Source organism: Microbacterium sp. NPDC055988 (genome assembly GCF_042269505.1).
In the GTDB taxonomy this organism is placed as follows: Bacteria; Actinomycetota; Actinomycetes; order Actinomycetales; family Microbacteriaceae; genus Microbacterium.
Genome location: NZ_JBHJXY010000001.1, coordinates 1,460,241 through 1,475,270, shown reverse-complemented (window position 1 = coordinate 1,475,270; position 15,030 = coordinate 1,460,241). Strand labels below are relative to the sequence as shown.

The following is a 15,030-nucleotide window of genomic DNA, read 5'->3' as shown; positions in this document are numbered from 1 at the left end:
AGCTTCGATCACTTCGTCGAGTAGTTGGCCATGCGCTCCTCGACCGTCGCGATCGCCTCTTCAGGGGTCGCCGTGAGACGGACGACCTCATCGAAGGCGGTGGCGAGGTCGGTGGCGTACTCGGCGCTGTACGGAAGGCTCGCGAGCGACTTCGCGTTCGGGGAGGATGCCGCATCGGCCCACACTCCGAAGTCCTGGAGGCTGTCGAAGGCGGCGCTGCCGGCGAGCGACGTGCGCCCGGGCAGGTTGCCGAGCGCGACGGCGAACTTCTCCATCGGCTCCTCGCTGACGAGGTAGGCGAGGAAGGTCGCCGCCTCCTCCTTGTGCTTCGAGTTCGCGGGGATGAAGAGCGTGCTGGCGGTCACCTGCGTGCTGTTCTCGAGCTCCGGCGAGGCGGCCGGGATCGCGGTGACGCCCCACTCGAACTCCGGGGCGATCTTGGCGGCCGAGGCCGAACGCCATTCGCCGTCGATGATCATCGCGACCTTGCCGCTGAAGAACGGGTCCTGCGCCGAGAGGTACTCGCCCTGCCCGGAGACGAAGGTCGCCATGGCCTGGGCGCCGACCGGCTCGATCACGTTGTCCTGGTACCACTGCAGGGCTTCGAGGTTGCCGTCTTCGGCCGGGGTCGGACCGTCTTCGCCGTCCCAGCTGCCGCCGAACGCGTAGCCGAGGGTGGTCAGGGTCGTGCTGTCGTTGGCCGAGCCGAGACCGAGCTGCGTGATCTTGCCGGATCCGTCGACCACGGTCAGCTTCTCGATCGCGGCGGCGAGCTCGTCCATGGTGGTCGGCGGGGTCACGCCGGCCTCTTCGAGCAGCTGCGTGTTGTAGAGCAGCTGGAAGCTGTGGGTGGCGATCGGCAACGAGTAGATCTTGCCGTCGTACGTCATCTGCTCCATGGCGCTGGGGATGAAGTCGTCGACCTCGATGCCCTCGGCCGCGATCGCCTCGTCGAGCGGCGCAAGGATGCCCTTCGAGGCCCACGCGCCGACCGTGTTGCCGAAGTTGTCGGAGATGTCGAACGACCCGTTCGAAGACGACATCGAGGTCAGCTGCTTCTGGGTGTCGGGACTGGAGACGCCCTTGACGACGATCTCGTCCTGGCTGTCGTTGAAGTCGGCGATGATCTCTTCGAGCGCCTTGGCCTCTTCGCCGCCCCAGAGGTACGAGAAGGTGATCTCGGTCGGGCCATCGGCGTCGCCGGCTCCCGCACCGCATCCGGTGAGGGCTGCGACCGTGGCTGTTGTCAGGGCACCGGCGATCAGGGCGCGCCGGCGCATGTGCTGCTTCGTGTGCATGGGAGTTCTCCGCTCATCATTGACCTTGCAAAAGGATTGGAATAGACCAATTCGGAACCGCTGAGAACAGACATTGACACATCTGCGAGTGATCGTCAAGATTGGGTTAGTCCAAATGGGCAGACCGGAGGGGTGGGCATGTCGTCGATCGAAGGCGTGACGAAGCACGAGCGGGTGCGACGGCATCTGGAAGAGGTCATCCAGCAGGGGCTCGCCCCGCACGAGAAGCTGCCGACCGAGCGCGACCTCGCCGAATCGCTCGAGGTCAACCGCCAGACCGTGCGGCGCGCCCTCGACGAGCTGGAGCGCGACGGGCTGGTCTACCGGCTGCAGGGCGCCGGCACCTTCGTGAGCGCGTCCCGCATCAGCAAGGCCTTCGAGCTCACCTCGTTCTCGGAAGACATGCACACCCGCAACATGCGGCCCGGTTCGCTGTCGGTCGACGTCGGCACGGCATCCGCCGGACAGACCGCCGGGTACGCGCTGAACCTCAGCCCGCAGTCGCCCGTGGTCCGCATCCGCCGCGTGCGCACGGCCGACGACATCCCGATCTGCCTCGAGGTCTGCTCGATCGCCGCCGACGCGGTGCCGGGCCTCGAAGACGGCATCGTCGGCGACTCGCTCTACGAGGATCTGCGTTCGCGCTTCGGCATCTCGGCCGTCCGCGCCGACCAGGAGATCCACGCGGTCGTGCTCGACGAGGAGCAGGCGGCGGCACTGCAGACGCCCCCGTTCTCGCCCGCGTTCCTCGTCAAGCGCACGACCTACGACGCCCGCAGCCGTCCGCTCGAGTACGCCGAGTCGGTGTACCGCGGCGACCGCTACTCGTACCTGGTCTCCATCTCGCGCCCCTGAACACGTTCCCGAATCGCCACCCGAACCCCCTCGAACCCCCGAACTCTCTCGACGAAAGGCACTCCCCGTGTCCGACACGACTCTGCGCCCGCGCATCGCTCTGCTCCCGCTCGACGACCGGCCGGTGAACGTGCGGCTTCCCGGCGACGTCGCCGCGGTGGCCGGAGTGATCCTCGACGTTCCGCCGGCCGAGATCCTGCCCTCGTACCGCGTCGCCGGAGACGCGAGCGCGCTCGGCGCCTGGCTGCTCGACCGCGTCGCCGACCCGGCCACGGTGCATGTGGTGGTGTCGGTCGACATGCTGCTCTACGGCGGGCTGATCGCCAGCCGTACGAGCGCCGACACGACGCGCGAGGTGCTGGAGCGGCTCGACGTGCTGCGCGAGGTGCGCCGCCGCCGGCCGGAGCTGCCGATCTCGGCCGTCTCGCTTGTGACGCGGGCGAGCAATTCGTACTCGGCCGCCGAGGAGCCGGAGTACTGGCGGGAGCACGGCAAGGAGATCCACGCGCTCGGCGGCGACGCGCACCGGCTGCTCGACGAGCCCGACGTGCTGCCGCTGTCGGAGCTGACACCGGTGCCGGCCGAGATCGTGTCCGACTACTCGGCACGGCGGCTGCGCAATCACATCGTGAACCTGTCGACGCTCGCCCTCGTCGAGGATGCGACGCTCGACTTCCTGGCGATCACCGCCGATGACACCGCACCGTTCGCCGCGGGCAGCGCCGAGCAGGTGTGGCTGCGGCACTGGATGCGGATGCTGCCGTCGGGCCGCGACGTGCTCATGTACCCGGGCGCCGACGAGGTGGGGGCGGCACTGGTCGCCCGAGCCCTCGCCGCGGACGCCGGCGTGACCGCCTCGTTCTCGGTCGCGTGTGCGGATGCCGAGGGCATGACGCGCATCCCGCCGTACGAGAACATGTCGCTCGCAGCCTCCGCGAGCCGGCAGATCCGTGCGGCCGGTGCCGTCGAGGTCGCCGAGGGCGGCGATGTGACCCTGGTGCTGCACGCCCCCGATCCCGACCGGCACGACATGTTCCGCGGACGTCCGGATCAGGTGGATGCCGACGCCGTGGCCGGCACGGTCGCGCTGATCCGGGAGCGGCTGGAAGCAGGCCAGCACGTGGCCCTCGCCGACGTCCGCTACCCCAACGGCGCCGACGAGGCGCTCGTGCGGGCACTCGCCGAGGCGGGGCTGCTCGGGCGGCTCGAGGCGTTCGGCGGCTGGAACACGGCCGGCAACACGCTCGGCAGCGTGGTCGCGGTCGCGGCGGCCGGAGTGGTCGGACGGGCGACGAGCACGTTCGATGCCCGCGCTGCCCGCATCGCCCTGCTCACGCGACTGCTGGACGACTTCGCGTACCAGGCGGTCGTGCGCACCGACTCCGGCCCCGCCCTCTTCCCGGATGTCTACCCGATGGCCGACGACGCCCGGGTCGCGACGGCGGAACGGGTCATCCGTGAGGAGTTGACGGCGCTGCTGGAGTCGACACTCCCCGCGGAAGACGTGCGCATCCAGGAGCTGACTCTGCCGTGGCGGCGATCGTTCGAGATCGGGCTCGTGTTGAGTTAGCCGAGCAACGTCAGGCGGCGCGATCCGTCGGCAACGTCAGACGGCGCGATCCGTCGGCAGCCTCAGACGGCGCGATCCGTCGGCAGCGTCAGGATCTCGGCAGCGTCAGGATCTCGGCCCCGTCCGCGGTGATCGCGATCGTGTGCTCGGTGTGCGCGGTGCGGCATCCGGTGGCGCTCCGCAGGGTCCAGCCGTCATCGTCGGTGCGCAGCACGTCGGTGTCGGCCATGACCCAGGGCTCGAGCGCGAGCAGGAGTCCGGGGCGCAGTTTGTACCCGCGGCCGGGTCGCCCGTCGTTCGCGATGTGCGGGTCCTGGTGCATGGTCGAGCCGATGCCGTGGCCGCCGAACTCGAGGTTGATGGGGTAGCCGGCATCGTGCAGCACCGTGCCGATCGCGTGCGAAAGGTCGCCGACGCGGGCACCGGGTCGCGCGGCGGCGATACCGGCGGCGAGCGCTCGTTCGGTCGCCTCGATCATCGCGAGGTCCTCTGCCGCCGGGGCGCCTCCGACAACGAAGCTGATGGCCGCATCGGCCGAGATGCCACGCAGGGTGACGGCGAGGTCGAGCGTGAGCAGGTCTCCCTGCCGGAGGGCGTAGTCGTGGGGCATGCCGTGCAGCACGGCGTCGTTCACGGCGGTGCACACGTAGTGGCCGAACGGACCACGGCCGAACGAGGGGGCGTAGTCGACGTAGCAGGATTCGGCGCCGGCATCCTCGATCAGCTGCTTCGCGCTGCGGTCGAGGTCGAGCAGGTTCACGCCGACGTCGGCGAGGGAATTCAACGTCTGCAGGATGTCGCCGACGAGCGCGCCTGCCGCCCTCGCGCGCACGAGCTCATCGGCATTCAGGATCTCGATCATGGGCTCTCTCCCGTTTATACCAATAACTATCCCGGTAATACTATCCCGGTATTAGTATGGGCATCACGATGGTTCGGATGCCGCTCACCTCCGCCGAGCTCGAGCGGGGCGAGCGCCTGGGCGCCCTGCTGCGTCGAGCGCGCGGCGAGCGGTCGATGCTGAGCGTCGCACTCGACGCCGGGGTCTCCCCCGAGACCCTGCGCAAGATCGAGTCCGGACGAGTGGCCACCCCCGCCTTCTCGACCATCGCGGCGATCGCCGGCGTTCTCGAGATCTCGCTGGATGCGGTCTGGGCCGAGGTCGGGACGCGCACGGACGACGCCGCGGCTCGCCGCATCGCCTCCTGAGTCCGACGACTTCCGCGCCGAGCCCCTCGTCTGGCCACTGCTCAGTCGCTGCCCGGCTGCTGCCCGGCCACTGCCGACCACCTGCCGGCCACCGCCCGGTTCTGCATACCCGCCCGCGAAGCGCAAGCCTGGTGACCCCCACAGGAACTCGTGTTTAGCTCGGGAGATTGTCGGACTTGGGGGAGTGAGACGTTTGTCACAGAGCATTCAGCCGGAGAGCAGCAGTCGCGGGAACAGCATCCGCGTGAGCGTCGTGGTGCCGGTGTTCCGGCCGGGGCCGTCGTTCGATGACCTCATCGCATCGCTCGATCGGCAGACGCTCGACCCCACCGCGTTCGAGGTGCTGCTGTGCGACGACGGCTCGGGTGAGCCGACCGGTGAGCGCCTGGCCGCCATCGCGCGCACGCGTCCGAACGTGCGGGTGCTGTCGCTGGAGCACTCCGGATGGCCGGGCATGCCCCGCAACCACGGCATCGACGCGGCGCGCGGGAAGTACGTGCAGTTCGTCGATCAAGACGACTACCTGTTCGACGGAGCGCTCGAGAAGCTGTGCGACTACGCGGATGCGAACGCGTCCGACGTCGTGGTCGGCAAGGAGGTGGGGATCGGTCGCCCGCTGCCGAGCCGGATCTTCCGCCACGACATCCCCCGGGCGACGCTGGGCACCGATCCGCTGCTAGAGATGCTCACACCGCACAAGATGTTCCGCACGGCGTTCCTGCGCGCGAACGGCATCCGCTTCCCCGAGGGGCGTGTGCGGCTGGAGGATCACATGTTCGTGATGCAGGCGTACTTCGCCGCGTCGACGATCTCGATCCTCGCGAGCGAGCCCTGCTACGCCTGGGTGAAGCAGCCGGGCAGCGCGAGCTCCGCGCGGATCGAGCCGGAGACCTACTTCCCACACCTGGAGACCGTGCTCGACATCGTCGAGGCGCACACCGAGCCGGGGCGCCTGCGCGACCGGCTGCTGCGGCACTGGTTCCGCGGCAAGATCCTCAAGCGCATCGCGGGGCGGCGCATGGTCAAGTACCCCCACGAGTATCGCGACCGCCTGCTTGATGTCGTGGTCCCGCTGACACAGCGGCGGTTCGGGCCGGGCGTGGATGCCGGTCTCGGGGTCGCGAACCGGATCCGCGCGGCATTGCTGCGGGCCGATCGTCGTGACGACCTGGTGCGTCTGGCCGAGTTCGAGACGGGCCTGGAGTGCCGGGCGACCGTGACAGCCGCGCACTGGTCGCGGGGCGGCGGGCTGCACCTCACGCTTCGCATCACCATCACCTACGACGGGAAGGATGCGCTGGTGTTCGAGATGTCCCGTTCGGATGCGCCCACTCCCGGCGCGCGGAACGTCGGCGGAAGCGACGCACTCGGGAGCATCGCCGGTAGGGGCAGTGCCGCGGCGACGTCGTCCGGCGCCAAGAAGATCACGCGGCTGACGTCGCTGCCCCTGTCGTCTCTCGAAGGGCTCCCCGCGAATCTTCTGGTCGTGGATCGCGAGCTTCGCAACGATCGTGTGGATCTGATCCTCCGCGACGGGCCCGGTACCGAGCGCGTCCTCTCCGGCCGCCGCCCCCGCGACCTCTCCGCCGTCGCCGTCTCGATCGATCCGGTTCGCTCGTTCGAGCGGACGGACGATTCCCGAGGCGGCCCCCTCAGCGTCAAGGTCCGCCGGGCGGGGTGGACGTTCGACGTTCCCCTCGAGGCCGCTCCCGCGGTGCTCGCTCGCGTCGGCCGCTCGCCGATCCTGGCGGGGCGCACCTGCACGCTCGCGGTGAGTGAGGGCGGCGCGGTGGAGCTGCACCGCGAGTGGCCGGGCGGCGGATTCAAGGATGCTGCGGGGCGGGCGGTTCGCCGCATCCGTCGCGCCGTCCAGCGGCACTGACCGCGCCGTCGCGGGGCTGAGCCCTCCGCCCGACGGCACCGGCCCCGACGCCCCCGGGAACCCACGTCACTGCCCGAAGGCACCGCCCCCTCCACCCGAAGGCACCGCCCCCTCCACCCGACGGCACGGGCCCCTCCCGCCCCCACTCCGACCGCCCCCTTGCTTGCATGATCGAACGAATAACGATAGATTCCTGTTGTTCTTCGATGAAGGAGTGGGCATGGGGAAGACGACGATCGTCGTTCTGCGCATCGTGATCGCGGTGGCGCTGCTGGGTTCGCTGGCGGTGCAGGCGCTCATCGTGCCGCTGCTGTGGCTCGACCTCGCCGACGAGGAGCTCTGGGGCCGGATCGTGCTGGTGTCGCTCGTGGTGCTGGGCGTGGGCACGCTGCAGGTGTTCGGGGTGTGCGTGTGGATGCTGCTGACGAGGGTGCGGCGCGGGTCGATCTTCTCGGAGTCGTCGTTCCGCTACGTCAACGTGATCATCGGCGCGATCCTCGTGGCCGCGGCGCTCACGTGGATCCTGGCCGCGCTGCTCGCTCCGGGGTCGACGGCGCCGGGGGTCGTTGCGCTGATCGGCGGAGCCGGAGTCGTGCTCGCCGGAATGGCACTGCTCGCGGTCGTCATGAAGGCGTTGCTGCGGCAGGCGATCGACCGCGAGGCCGAGGCGCGAGCGCTGCGTTCCGAACTCGACGACGAGGTGATCTGATGCCGGTGGTGGTCGACATCGACGTGATGATGGCGCGACGGAAGATGAGCGTCGGCGAGCTGGCCGAGCGGATCGGGATCACGCCGACCAATCTCGCGGTTCTGAAGAACGGCCGCGCGAAGGCGGTGCGCTTCACGACATTGGACGCTCTGTGCGCGGTGCTGGAGTGCCAGCCGGGGGACCTGCTGCGCTGGGAGCCGGACACAATTGATGCCGACAGGACCGGTTGACGCCGACAGGACCGGGTGACGCGCGAAGCCCCGCGGTACGCCCGCGAGGCTTCGCGTCGATCGATCAGCGCAGCACGAACTCGACCGTCGTGACGTTGCCGGCGACGTCGTGGACGAGGAGGGTGTTCTCGCCCTTGACGCCTCCGAACGTTCCCGGCTTCACGAAGTTGAGGTCGGACCAGGCGTTGTTCGAGAGGTCCTTCCCGACGCCGTTGAGCTCGAGCCGGTCGATCTTGCCGGCGTCGTGGAGCTTGATGCTGACCTTGTCGTAGCCCGCCGCATCGCCGACGGTGAACGAGTCGCCGGTCTTGACGGTCACGGTGGGGGCCGTGGCGTCGACGGTGAGGTCGAACGTCGAGGTCTTCGAGATGTTGCCTGCGGCATCCTGCGCGTTGTACTTGATCGTGTACGCCCCGTCGGGGAGCGTCACGGTCGCGACGTGCGAGCCGGTGGTGCCGGTGGCCTTGGACTGCGTGCTCTTGACGAGCGTGCCTCCCTGGTAGATGTTCGCGACGATGCGGGCGAGCCCCACCTCATCGGACGCGTCGACGCGGATGTCGACGGCCTTCGACGGACCGGCCGTGACCGGGCTGACGAGCGTCACCTGCGGGCGGGTGGTGTCGGGCACCTGTCCGGCGACGAACGAGACCGTCGTCTTCTCGGAGCGGTTGCCGTACATGTCGACGGCGGTGACCTCGGCGATGTAGCTCGTCCCCTTGGTGAGGGTGATGAGCGGGGCGTCGGCCTGGCGTCCGTTGCGGATCGCGAGCGGGATCTCGAGGATGCTCGGACGCGGCGCGATCTGGAAGTCGGCGAGCACCTTCGCGCCGGCGCGGATCGGCAGCGCCTCGACGCCGGTGGCCGCGTCGCGGACCCGCACGTCATAGCCGTAGACGGATTCATCGTCGGTGGCAGCGGGCACCCGGAGGAGGTCGGCGCCGGATGCGGTCACGGCGTGCTCGGGCGCACCCTGCTGGACCGGTGCGACGTTGTCACGCGCGGCCGAGGTGTAGTCGAAGTTGGCGCGCACCTCCTCGGGCGTCGTGCCGTCGAGGCGGACCGTCCAGGTCGGACCTGCGAGCGTGCCGGCGCTGGCGAAGGGGTAACCGGCCTGGTACGCACCCCAGGCGCCGTTCGTGTAGGTGCGATCCTCGTCGGCGGCGAAGTTGATGCGGTCGATCTCGGTGCGGTCGGCGTATACCTCGACGTACAGGGCCTGCGCCGTGGGGATCGTGAACTCGTCCCAGAGGGCGTTGCCGTAGATCTGATACGCGTCGTGCGGGGTCTCGGTGTACGACATGGATCCGTCGTTCACGGCCGTGAAGCCGCCCTGCCAGATGGAGCGCTCGTCGTTCAGGTGCAGGTGCGAGTGGCCCGAGAAGTAGACCGCCTGCGGGTATCCGGAGAGGTCGGCGGTGAGGGCGGCGTTGGAGGCCTGGGCTCCGTCATAGACCGTGTTGGCGGTCGGGCGGTGGCCGACGACGAAGATCGGCGTGTTGAGGGCATCCGGCTCGGCGGAGAGCGCGGCGAGGCGACCCTGGAGCCAGGTGCGCTGCGCGCCCGAGTAGCGTTCGGTGTCGATCACGAGGAACGTCTGGCCGTCGATCGACTTCTCGTAGTAGCCGCCGGTCGCGTTCGGGAACCAGTCGCCGTAGTACTTCGCCATGTCGGCGTTGCCCACGTCGTGGTTGCCGTGCGACATGAGGATCGGGGTGTCATCGAGTCCGAGGCGGTCGATGTTCTCGTCGAAGATCGTCTTCACGACCTGGTGATCGGGCGCGGTGTTGTTGTTGTTGTCGTTGATCTGGTCGCCGTTGGAGATGATCAGATCCGGGTCGGGGTTGATCGACGCGAGGGTGTCGAAGTGGCTCTTCCAGATGCCCCGGTTCTTCTCGGTGAGCGCCGACGTATGCACGTCGCTCATCACGAAGAACGAGGTGAGCGGCTTCTCATCGGTCTTGATGATGTAGCCCTCGATCTCAGCGGGCGAGGTTGCGCCGCCCTTGACCGAGACCGCGGCGAGGTTCGTCGTCTCGTCGATGACCAGTGGCTTCTTGTAGAGCGGGCTCTTCGCGGTCGGCGTCGATCCGTCGAGCGTGTACCTGATCTGGGCGCCCTGCGGCGCGGTGAGCGTGACGGTCGTCGACTCGGCGAATCGGCCGCCGTCCTGGCTGAATGTCGGTGCCGCGAGCTCCTCGACGGCGTTCGCCGCTGTGAGGGGGAATGCGACGGCGGCGGCCACCGCCGCGAGCGTGCACACTCCTGCGATCTGTCTCTTCACTTCATCCTCTTCCACGTGTGTATCTACGACGCACCGGACCGGCGCAGAGACGACGCTAGGGAGCCGTTGCGGCCGGGGAACGGCGGAACCGGGAACGTTAGGTAAACAACTTTGCGGTCGCTGCTCGGAACGAGGGATAAAGAAGTGAATACAAGATCACGGTGCTGTTCCGCCGTCCCGCCAACGTCGACCCGCCACACCGCGAACGCTCGCCGGAGCGCGGCGTGCTGGCCAGTCGACGACCTCGCGCCGGAGCCAGGTCACACGGGCCGTCACGCGGCGGCCACTCGCCGGATGCATGGTCATGCGGCGATGTCGAAGCGGGCGCGTCCGCCGAGTCGTGGGGTGCGGGTGGGGTCGACGTGCGGGGGTGGGAGGAACCACACTCGTCCCCCGGTCCCGGTCCCGTATCGGGGGTGGTCGATGTGGATGTCCCATCCGTTGTCGTGGATGCGGTGGCGACACGTCTCACACAGCAGGACTCCGTTGCTGAGGTCGGTGGGTCCGTGGTCCCGCTTCCACCACCGGACGTGGTGCGCTTTGGTCATCTCGGGTGGGAGCCCGCACATCGCGCACCCGCCATCGCGTTCGGCCAGGGCAAGGCGTTGCGCGCGGGTGAACAGGCGTTTCTCCCGCCCCCAGTCCAACACTTCGCTGTTCCCGCCGAAGACACAGGGGATGATCCCGCCGCCGGCGGCCATCCGCCGCACCGCCCCGACACTGACCGGCTGATCCATACCATCCACGGTCGCCGACCCTGCCCCCGATTCCAGGTCCGAGAGGTTCATCCGGACGATCACGGTGGCCCCGGCGACCGGGACCCGCGTCTGGCAGCCGAGGACGTGCGCGCAGAACACCGCGAGCGCGTCGGCCTGGATCATGGGGACCGTGCGCCGGTCCGCATCCGGGGCGTCGGGGTCGGGGGCGTCATTCCGGGCGGCGAACGCGGCGCTCACGAACCCGCGGATCGCGGTCACGATCGGGGCGGCGGTCTCGGCATCGAGGACCGCGTTCAGGTGCACCATCCCGTCCCGCTCGAACAGGGTCAACGCCCGCTTCCCCCGCCGCTCCTCTTCTTTCGGCTCCACCCCATCGGGATCCAGCCAGGCTTCTGCCCGCACCACGAGCTTTCGCACATCGTCGAGCGCCAGACCCTGCGCCTTCTCGACCAGCACCCGCTCCCCCTCGGAGACCCGTTCCGGCCCGGCCGTCACCCGGCACCGATCCAGGACAGTGATGATCATCGCCGCGGCCGGCGCACTGAGAGCACCCGAGCCCAGCGCGTCTCGCACCAACGGATACCTCGCCGGAAGCGGCGCCCCCAACAGGTCCGCGCGCGGCGCCGTCGCCTCCCCGACTTTCACCAACCGTGCCGCATCACCCGTGGAAACTCCGGTGGTCGCGGCGATCAACGTCGCCGGAGTGCGGAACCCCTGCTGCTTCGCCAGACTCTCCGCCCCGAGCTCCGGCCGCGACTCATACGCGATCCGCGCGGCGACCTCGACCTGCACCGCATCCAACCGCCGCTGCAGCACCCCGACCGCGTCAGTGACCGCCACCAGCTGCACCCGGGACAGATCCCCCGCCTCCCCGGCACCCGACCACGCCGCATCGAGACGACGCATCGCCTCGCGCAACCCGGTCAAAGTGGACATACTCCATCCTAACCCGGTAACACGCTACCTTCGAAGCTATCTCCGCATCACATCCCAGAATTCCACACAAACACGCCACAGCACACCCAAGGGCACTCCTCCACAAGCATCCCAGATACGTACTTATCCACGAATACAGTCAACGCCCGGCGAGCAACTCCCCGAGCCGCGCAGCTTCGCCCTCCGGCATCGCATACCCGTGCTCGATCGCCGGATACACGCCCCCGCGCACCTCCGCTGCATACGCCTCCACCCCGGCGATCGAGGCCGTGCGCAGGTCGGCGTACCGTTTGACGAACTTGGCCGCCGCACCGTCGTACAGTCCGAGCAGGTCGTGGAAAACGAGCACCTGCCCGTCGGCATCCGCTCCGGCACCGATGCCGATCACGGGGATGTCGAGCAGCGGCACGAGCGCGGCGGTCACCTCGGACGGCACCGCCTCGATCACGAGCATCGAGCAGCCCGCGGTCTGCAGCGCGAGGGCGTCGTCGATCACGGCGAGCGCGGCTTCGGCGGTGCGACCCTGTGCGCGGTAGCCGCCGAGGGCCGTGGCCGTCTGCGGAGTGAGCCCGACGTGACCGACCACGGGGATACCGGCCTGCACGAGCGCCCGTGCACGGTCGACGGTCGTGCCACCGCGCTCGATCTTCACCAGGTCGCAGCCGGCTTCCTTGACGAAGCGCTGTGCGGTCGCGATGGCGAGTTCGTCCGAGGCCTCGTACGAACCGAACGGCAGGTCGCCGACCAGCAGCGGAACGGTCAGCCCGCGGCGCACCGCCTTGGTGAGCATCAGCATCTCGTCGACCGTGACCGGAACGGTGCTGTCGTAGCCGAGCACGGTCATCGCCGCGGAATCCCCGACGAGCACGACGTCGACACCGGCGGCTTCGACGATCTGCGCGCTCGGGTGATCGTAGGCGGTGACCATGACGATCGGCTCGGAGGCATCCCTCTTCGCAGCCAGGGCGGCGAGCGTGACGCGCTTTCGCGGGGCGGCGTGCGCGCTCATGCGCGGGCCTCCGCCAGTAGACGGTCGACGACGTCGTCGACCTGGATGATCGCGTTGTCCCGGTCGACATGCACGACAACTGGCTCGTACCCTTCGAGGTCTTCGCGCGAATAGTCGGCATAGGAGATGACGATGATCGTGTCGCCGGCGTGCACGAGGCGGGCCGCGGCGCCGTTGACCTGGATGACCCCGGATCCGCGCTCCCCCACCAGCGTGTACGTCTCGAAGCGGGCGCCGTTGTCGACGTCGACCACGTGCACCTGCTCATGCGGCAGGATGTCGGCGGCCTCGAGCAGGATGGGGTCGATCGTGATAGAGCCCACGTAGTGCAGATCGCTGGCGGTGATGGTCGCGCGGTGGATCTTCGACTTCAGCATCGTGCGTCGCATCAGGCGTCGCCCTTCGGGTCGGTGGTCTGCAGGTCGGCAGCGACTGGGTCGGTGGTCGCGGAATCGGCGGCATCCGGGACAGCGGCATCCGGATCGGCGCCGTGCAGGCCGACAGCATCCGAATCGGCAGCATCCGAATCGGCAGCATCCGAATCATCAGCATTCGGTTCGACAGCGGACAGCACATGGTTGTCGATCAGTCGGGCGGCGCCGACGCGTGCGGCGACCGCGAGCAGCGCATCCCGCTCGAAGCGGGTGACCGGCTCCAGGGTCTCGGCATCGCGAAGCTCCAGATACTCCGGGGCGATCCCGGCCTCCTCGAGCACCCGATGTGCCGCCGACAGGATGCCGTCGGCCCTGCGCTCACCCGCCGCGAACACCGATGCCGCCGCATCCAGCGCCCGGTTCAGTGCGGTCGCCTGCAAGCGGTAAGCATCGTCGAGGTAGACGTTGCGCGAGCTCATGGCGAGGCCGTCGGCCTCCCGAACGATCGGGCATGCGACGATCCGCACGTCGAGGTCGAGGTCGCGCACGACGCGGCGGACGATCAGCACCTGCTGCGCATCCTTCTGCCCGAAGTACGCCGCATCCGGGCGAACGATCCCGAACAGCTTCGTGACGACCGTGGCGACGCCGTCGAAGTGGTGCGCTCCGCGGCTCGCGCCGTCGAGCACATCGGTGAGGCCCGCGACGTGGATGTTCGTCGCGAACCCGTCGGGGTAGATCTCGGATGCTGCGGGTGCGAAGAGGATGTCGACGCCCTCGGCCTCGGCGAGCGCGGCGTCGCGGGCCTCATCGCGCGGGTAGGTGCTGAGGTCTTCGTTTGCGGCGAACTGGGTCGGATTGACGAACAGCGAGACGACGACGAGGTCGGATGCCGCACGCGCGGCCCGCATGAGCGAGAGGTGTCCGTCGTGGAACGCGCCCATCGTCGGGACGAGGCCGACCGTGCGGTCGGCGAGCCGCGCCTCGCGGACGGCCGCGCGCACCTCGGGGATCGTGCGGAGGATTCTCATGCGGAAGGCTCCTTCGGGGCGGCGGTCATTTCGCAGGAGGTTTCGCCGGTCGTTTCGCCGGACATCTCGCCGGTCACTTCGCCGTTCACTTGTCGGGAGAACGGACGGATGTCGGTCGGAACGGCCCTGTTTCCTCCTGCATCCGTACCTTCTCCCGACATCTGTACGGGTTCTTCGGCGCGAGAGGCGATCGTCCGGGTGGCGGCGGCGAGGGCGTCGAACAGTTCCTGCAGGGCGAGCTCTTCGGCAGCCGACCTCTGGCGGGCGACCGTCTCCGCGTCGCCACGGGCGATCGGTCCGGTGAGGGCGCTCTGCGCGCCGAGGCTCTTCCAGTTCTCGACCGTCTGCCCGACGAGCGGGGCGAGGAGCTCGCGAGCGTCGTCGCTCGGGATGCCGGCGGCCGCGGCGAGCTGCTCCGCCGCATCGAGCACCGTCAGCACGAAGTTCGAGGCGAAGGATGCGGCCGCGTGATAGCTCGCGCGGTCGTCGACCGTGAAGGGTCGGGCACCGAGTGCGCGGGCCAGCTGTTCGGCCACCGCGCGGGCGTCGTCGGTGCGGCCGGCGACCGCGGCGCCGATGCCGTGGAACACGTCGGGCAGCTCCGAGCCGGTGAAGGTCTGCAGCGGGTGGAGGCTGAAGTCGACATCGTCGAGCGAGGTGGCACCGGAGACGTGTCCGACAAGCCGCACATGCGGCCGAGCGACGAACGCGACCGCCGGGATCGCGGCGTCGGGGACGCAGAGCAGCGCGATGTCGGCCTTCGGCATCGACTGATCGCGGCGAAGGGGGCCGAGGACCTCGAGTCCGGCGGAGCGCAGCGAACGCGCGAGTACACGTCCGAGACGACCGGCGCCGACGATGGCGATGGTCGTTCCTGGCGCAAGTGAGGTGGGGGTCTGCATGTCGATTCCCCGGCCGAGTGGGGGC

14 protein-coding genes are annotated in these 15,030 nt (G+C 69.1%); 6 read left to right on the top strand and 8 right to left on the bottom strand.

Features of this window, described 5'->3' with window-relative positions; translation table 11 throughout:
* Window positions 1-8: 8 nt before the first annotated feature.
* On the bottom strand, window positions 9-1,298 hold the full coding sequence (locus ACFC14_RS07220; RefSeq protein ID WP_376102318.1) for an ABC transporter substrate-binding protein: 1,290 nt from the start codon (window positions 1,296-1,298) through the stop codon (window positions 9-11).
* Between the two features lie 138 nt (window positions 1,299-1,436).
* Between ACFC14_RS07220 and ACFC14_RS07215 the strand changes: the two genes are divergently transcribed.
* Both ACFC14_RS07215 and ACFC14_RS07210 read left to right on the top strand, forming a co-directional pair.
* Entirely contained in the window at window positions 1,437-2,153 is a 717-nt protein-coding gene (locus tag ACFC14_RS07215) for a GntR family transcriptional regulator (RefSeq protein WP_376102315.1), read from the top strand.
* A gap of 67 nt (window positions 2,154-2,220) precedes the next feature.
* Window positions 2,221-3,723, top strand: coding sequence for a DUF4127 family protein (locus ACFC14_RS07210; protein WP_376102312.1), 1,503 nt, complete (start codon window positions 2,221-2,223; stop codon window positions 3,721-3,723).
* Between the two features lie 88 nt (window positions 3,724-3,811).
* On the opposite strand, the gene map is transcribed toward ACFC14_RS07210, so the two are convergent.
* Complete coding sequence (map, locus tag ACFC14_RS07205; RefSeq protein ID WP_376102309.1) at window positions 3,812-4,585, bottom strand: type I methionyl aminopeptidase; 774 nt, start codon at window positions 4,583-4,585, stop codon at window positions 3,812-3,814.
* A 68-nt stretch (window positions 4,586-4,653) separates the two neighbouring features.
* Here map and ACFC14_RS07200 point away from each other — a divergent pair, with 68 nt between their 5' ends.
* From ACFC14_RS07200 to ACFC14_RS07185, 4 genes are all read left to right on the top strand, one after another.
* Entirely contained in the window at window positions 4,654-4,932 is a 279-nt protein-coding gene (locus ACFC14_RS07200) for a helix-turn-helix domain-containing protein (RefSeq protein WP_376107122.1), read from the top strand.
* 244 nt (window positions 4,933-5,176) lie between these two features.
* The gene (locus ACFC14_RS07195) at window positions 5,177-6,814 is read left to right on the top strand and encodes a glycosyltransferase family 2 protein (RefSeq protein ID WP_376102306.1); all 1,638 of its coding nucleotides are present in this window, start codon (window positions 5,177-5,179) and stop codon (window positions 6,812-6,814) included.
* A 220-nt stretch (window positions 6,815-7,034) separates the two neighbouring features.
* Window positions 7,035-7,523, top strand: coding sequence for a DUF2975 domain-containing protein (locus ACFC14_RS07190; RefSeq protein ID WP_376102303.1), 489 nt, complete (start codon window positions 7,035-7,037; stop codon window positions 7,521-7,523).
* Window positions 7,523-7,753, top strand: a complete 231-nt coding sequence (locus ACFC14_RS07185; RefSeq protein WP_376102300.1) for a helix-turn-helix domain-containing protein — start codon at window positions 7,523-7,525, stop codon at window positions 7,751-7,753. The genes ACFC14_RS07190 and ACFC14_RS07185 overlap by 1 nt, the downstream gene beginning before the upstream one ends.
* Before the next feature lie 64 nt (window positions 7,754-7,817).
* Here ACFC14_RS07185 and ACFC14_RS07180 read toward each other — a convergent pair whose 3' ends face one another.
* The 6 genes from ACFC14_RS07180 to ACFC14_RS07155 all read right to left on the bottom strand — a co-directional run bounded on the left by ACFC14_RS07180 (window position 7,818) and on the right by ACFC14_RS07155 (window position 15,005).
* The gene (locus ACFC14_RS07180) at window positions 7,818-10,034 is read right to left on the bottom strand and encodes a chitobiase/beta-hexosaminidase C-terminal domain-containing protein (RefSeq protein ID WP_376102297.1); all 2,217 of its coding nucleotides are present in this window, start codon (window positions 10,032-10,034) and stop codon (window positions 7,818-7,820) included.
* A gap of 302 nt (window positions 10,035-10,336) precedes the next feature.
* A complete protein-coding gene (locus ACFC14_RS07175) occupies window positions 10,337-11,689 on the bottom strand; it encodes a DUF222 domain-containing protein (RefSeq protein WP_376102294.1) in 1,353 nt (450 codons plus the stop codon).
* A gap of 139 nt (window positions 11,690-11,828) precedes the next feature.
* Window positions 11,829-12,698, bottom strand: a complete 870-nt coding sequence (gene panB, locus ACFC14_RS07170; RefSeq protein ID WP_376102291.1) for a 3-methyl-2-oxobutanoate hydroxymethyltransferase — start codon at window positions 12,696-12,698, stop codon at window positions 11,829-11,831.
* The gene (gene panD, locus ACFC14_RS07165; RefSeq protein ID WP_376102288.1) at window positions 12,695-13,087 is read right to left on the bottom strand and encodes an aspartate 1-decarboxylase; all 393 of its coding nucleotides are present in this window, start codon (window positions 13,085-13,087) and stop codon (window positions 12,695-12,697) included. The genes panB and panD overlap by 4 nt, the downstream gene beginning before the upstream one ends.
* Window positions 13,087-14,103 carry a pantoate--beta-alanine ligase gene (panC, locus tag ACFC14_RS07160; protein ID WP_376102285.1) on the bottom strand — a complete coding sequence of 339 codons (1,017 nt, stop codon included), beginning with the start codon at window positions 14,101-14,103 and terminating at the stop codon, window positions 13,087-13,089. The genes panD and panC overlap by 1 nt, the downstream gene beginning before the upstream one ends.
* A complete protein-coding gene (locus ACFC14_RS07155; protein ID WP_376102282.1) occupies window positions 14,100-15,005 on the bottom strand; it encodes a DUF2520 domain-containing protein in 906 nt (301 codons plus the stop codon). Before ACFC14_RS07155 ends, panC begins: the two co-directional genes overlap by 4 nt.
* Window positions 15,006-15,030 lie beyond the last annotated feature (25 nt).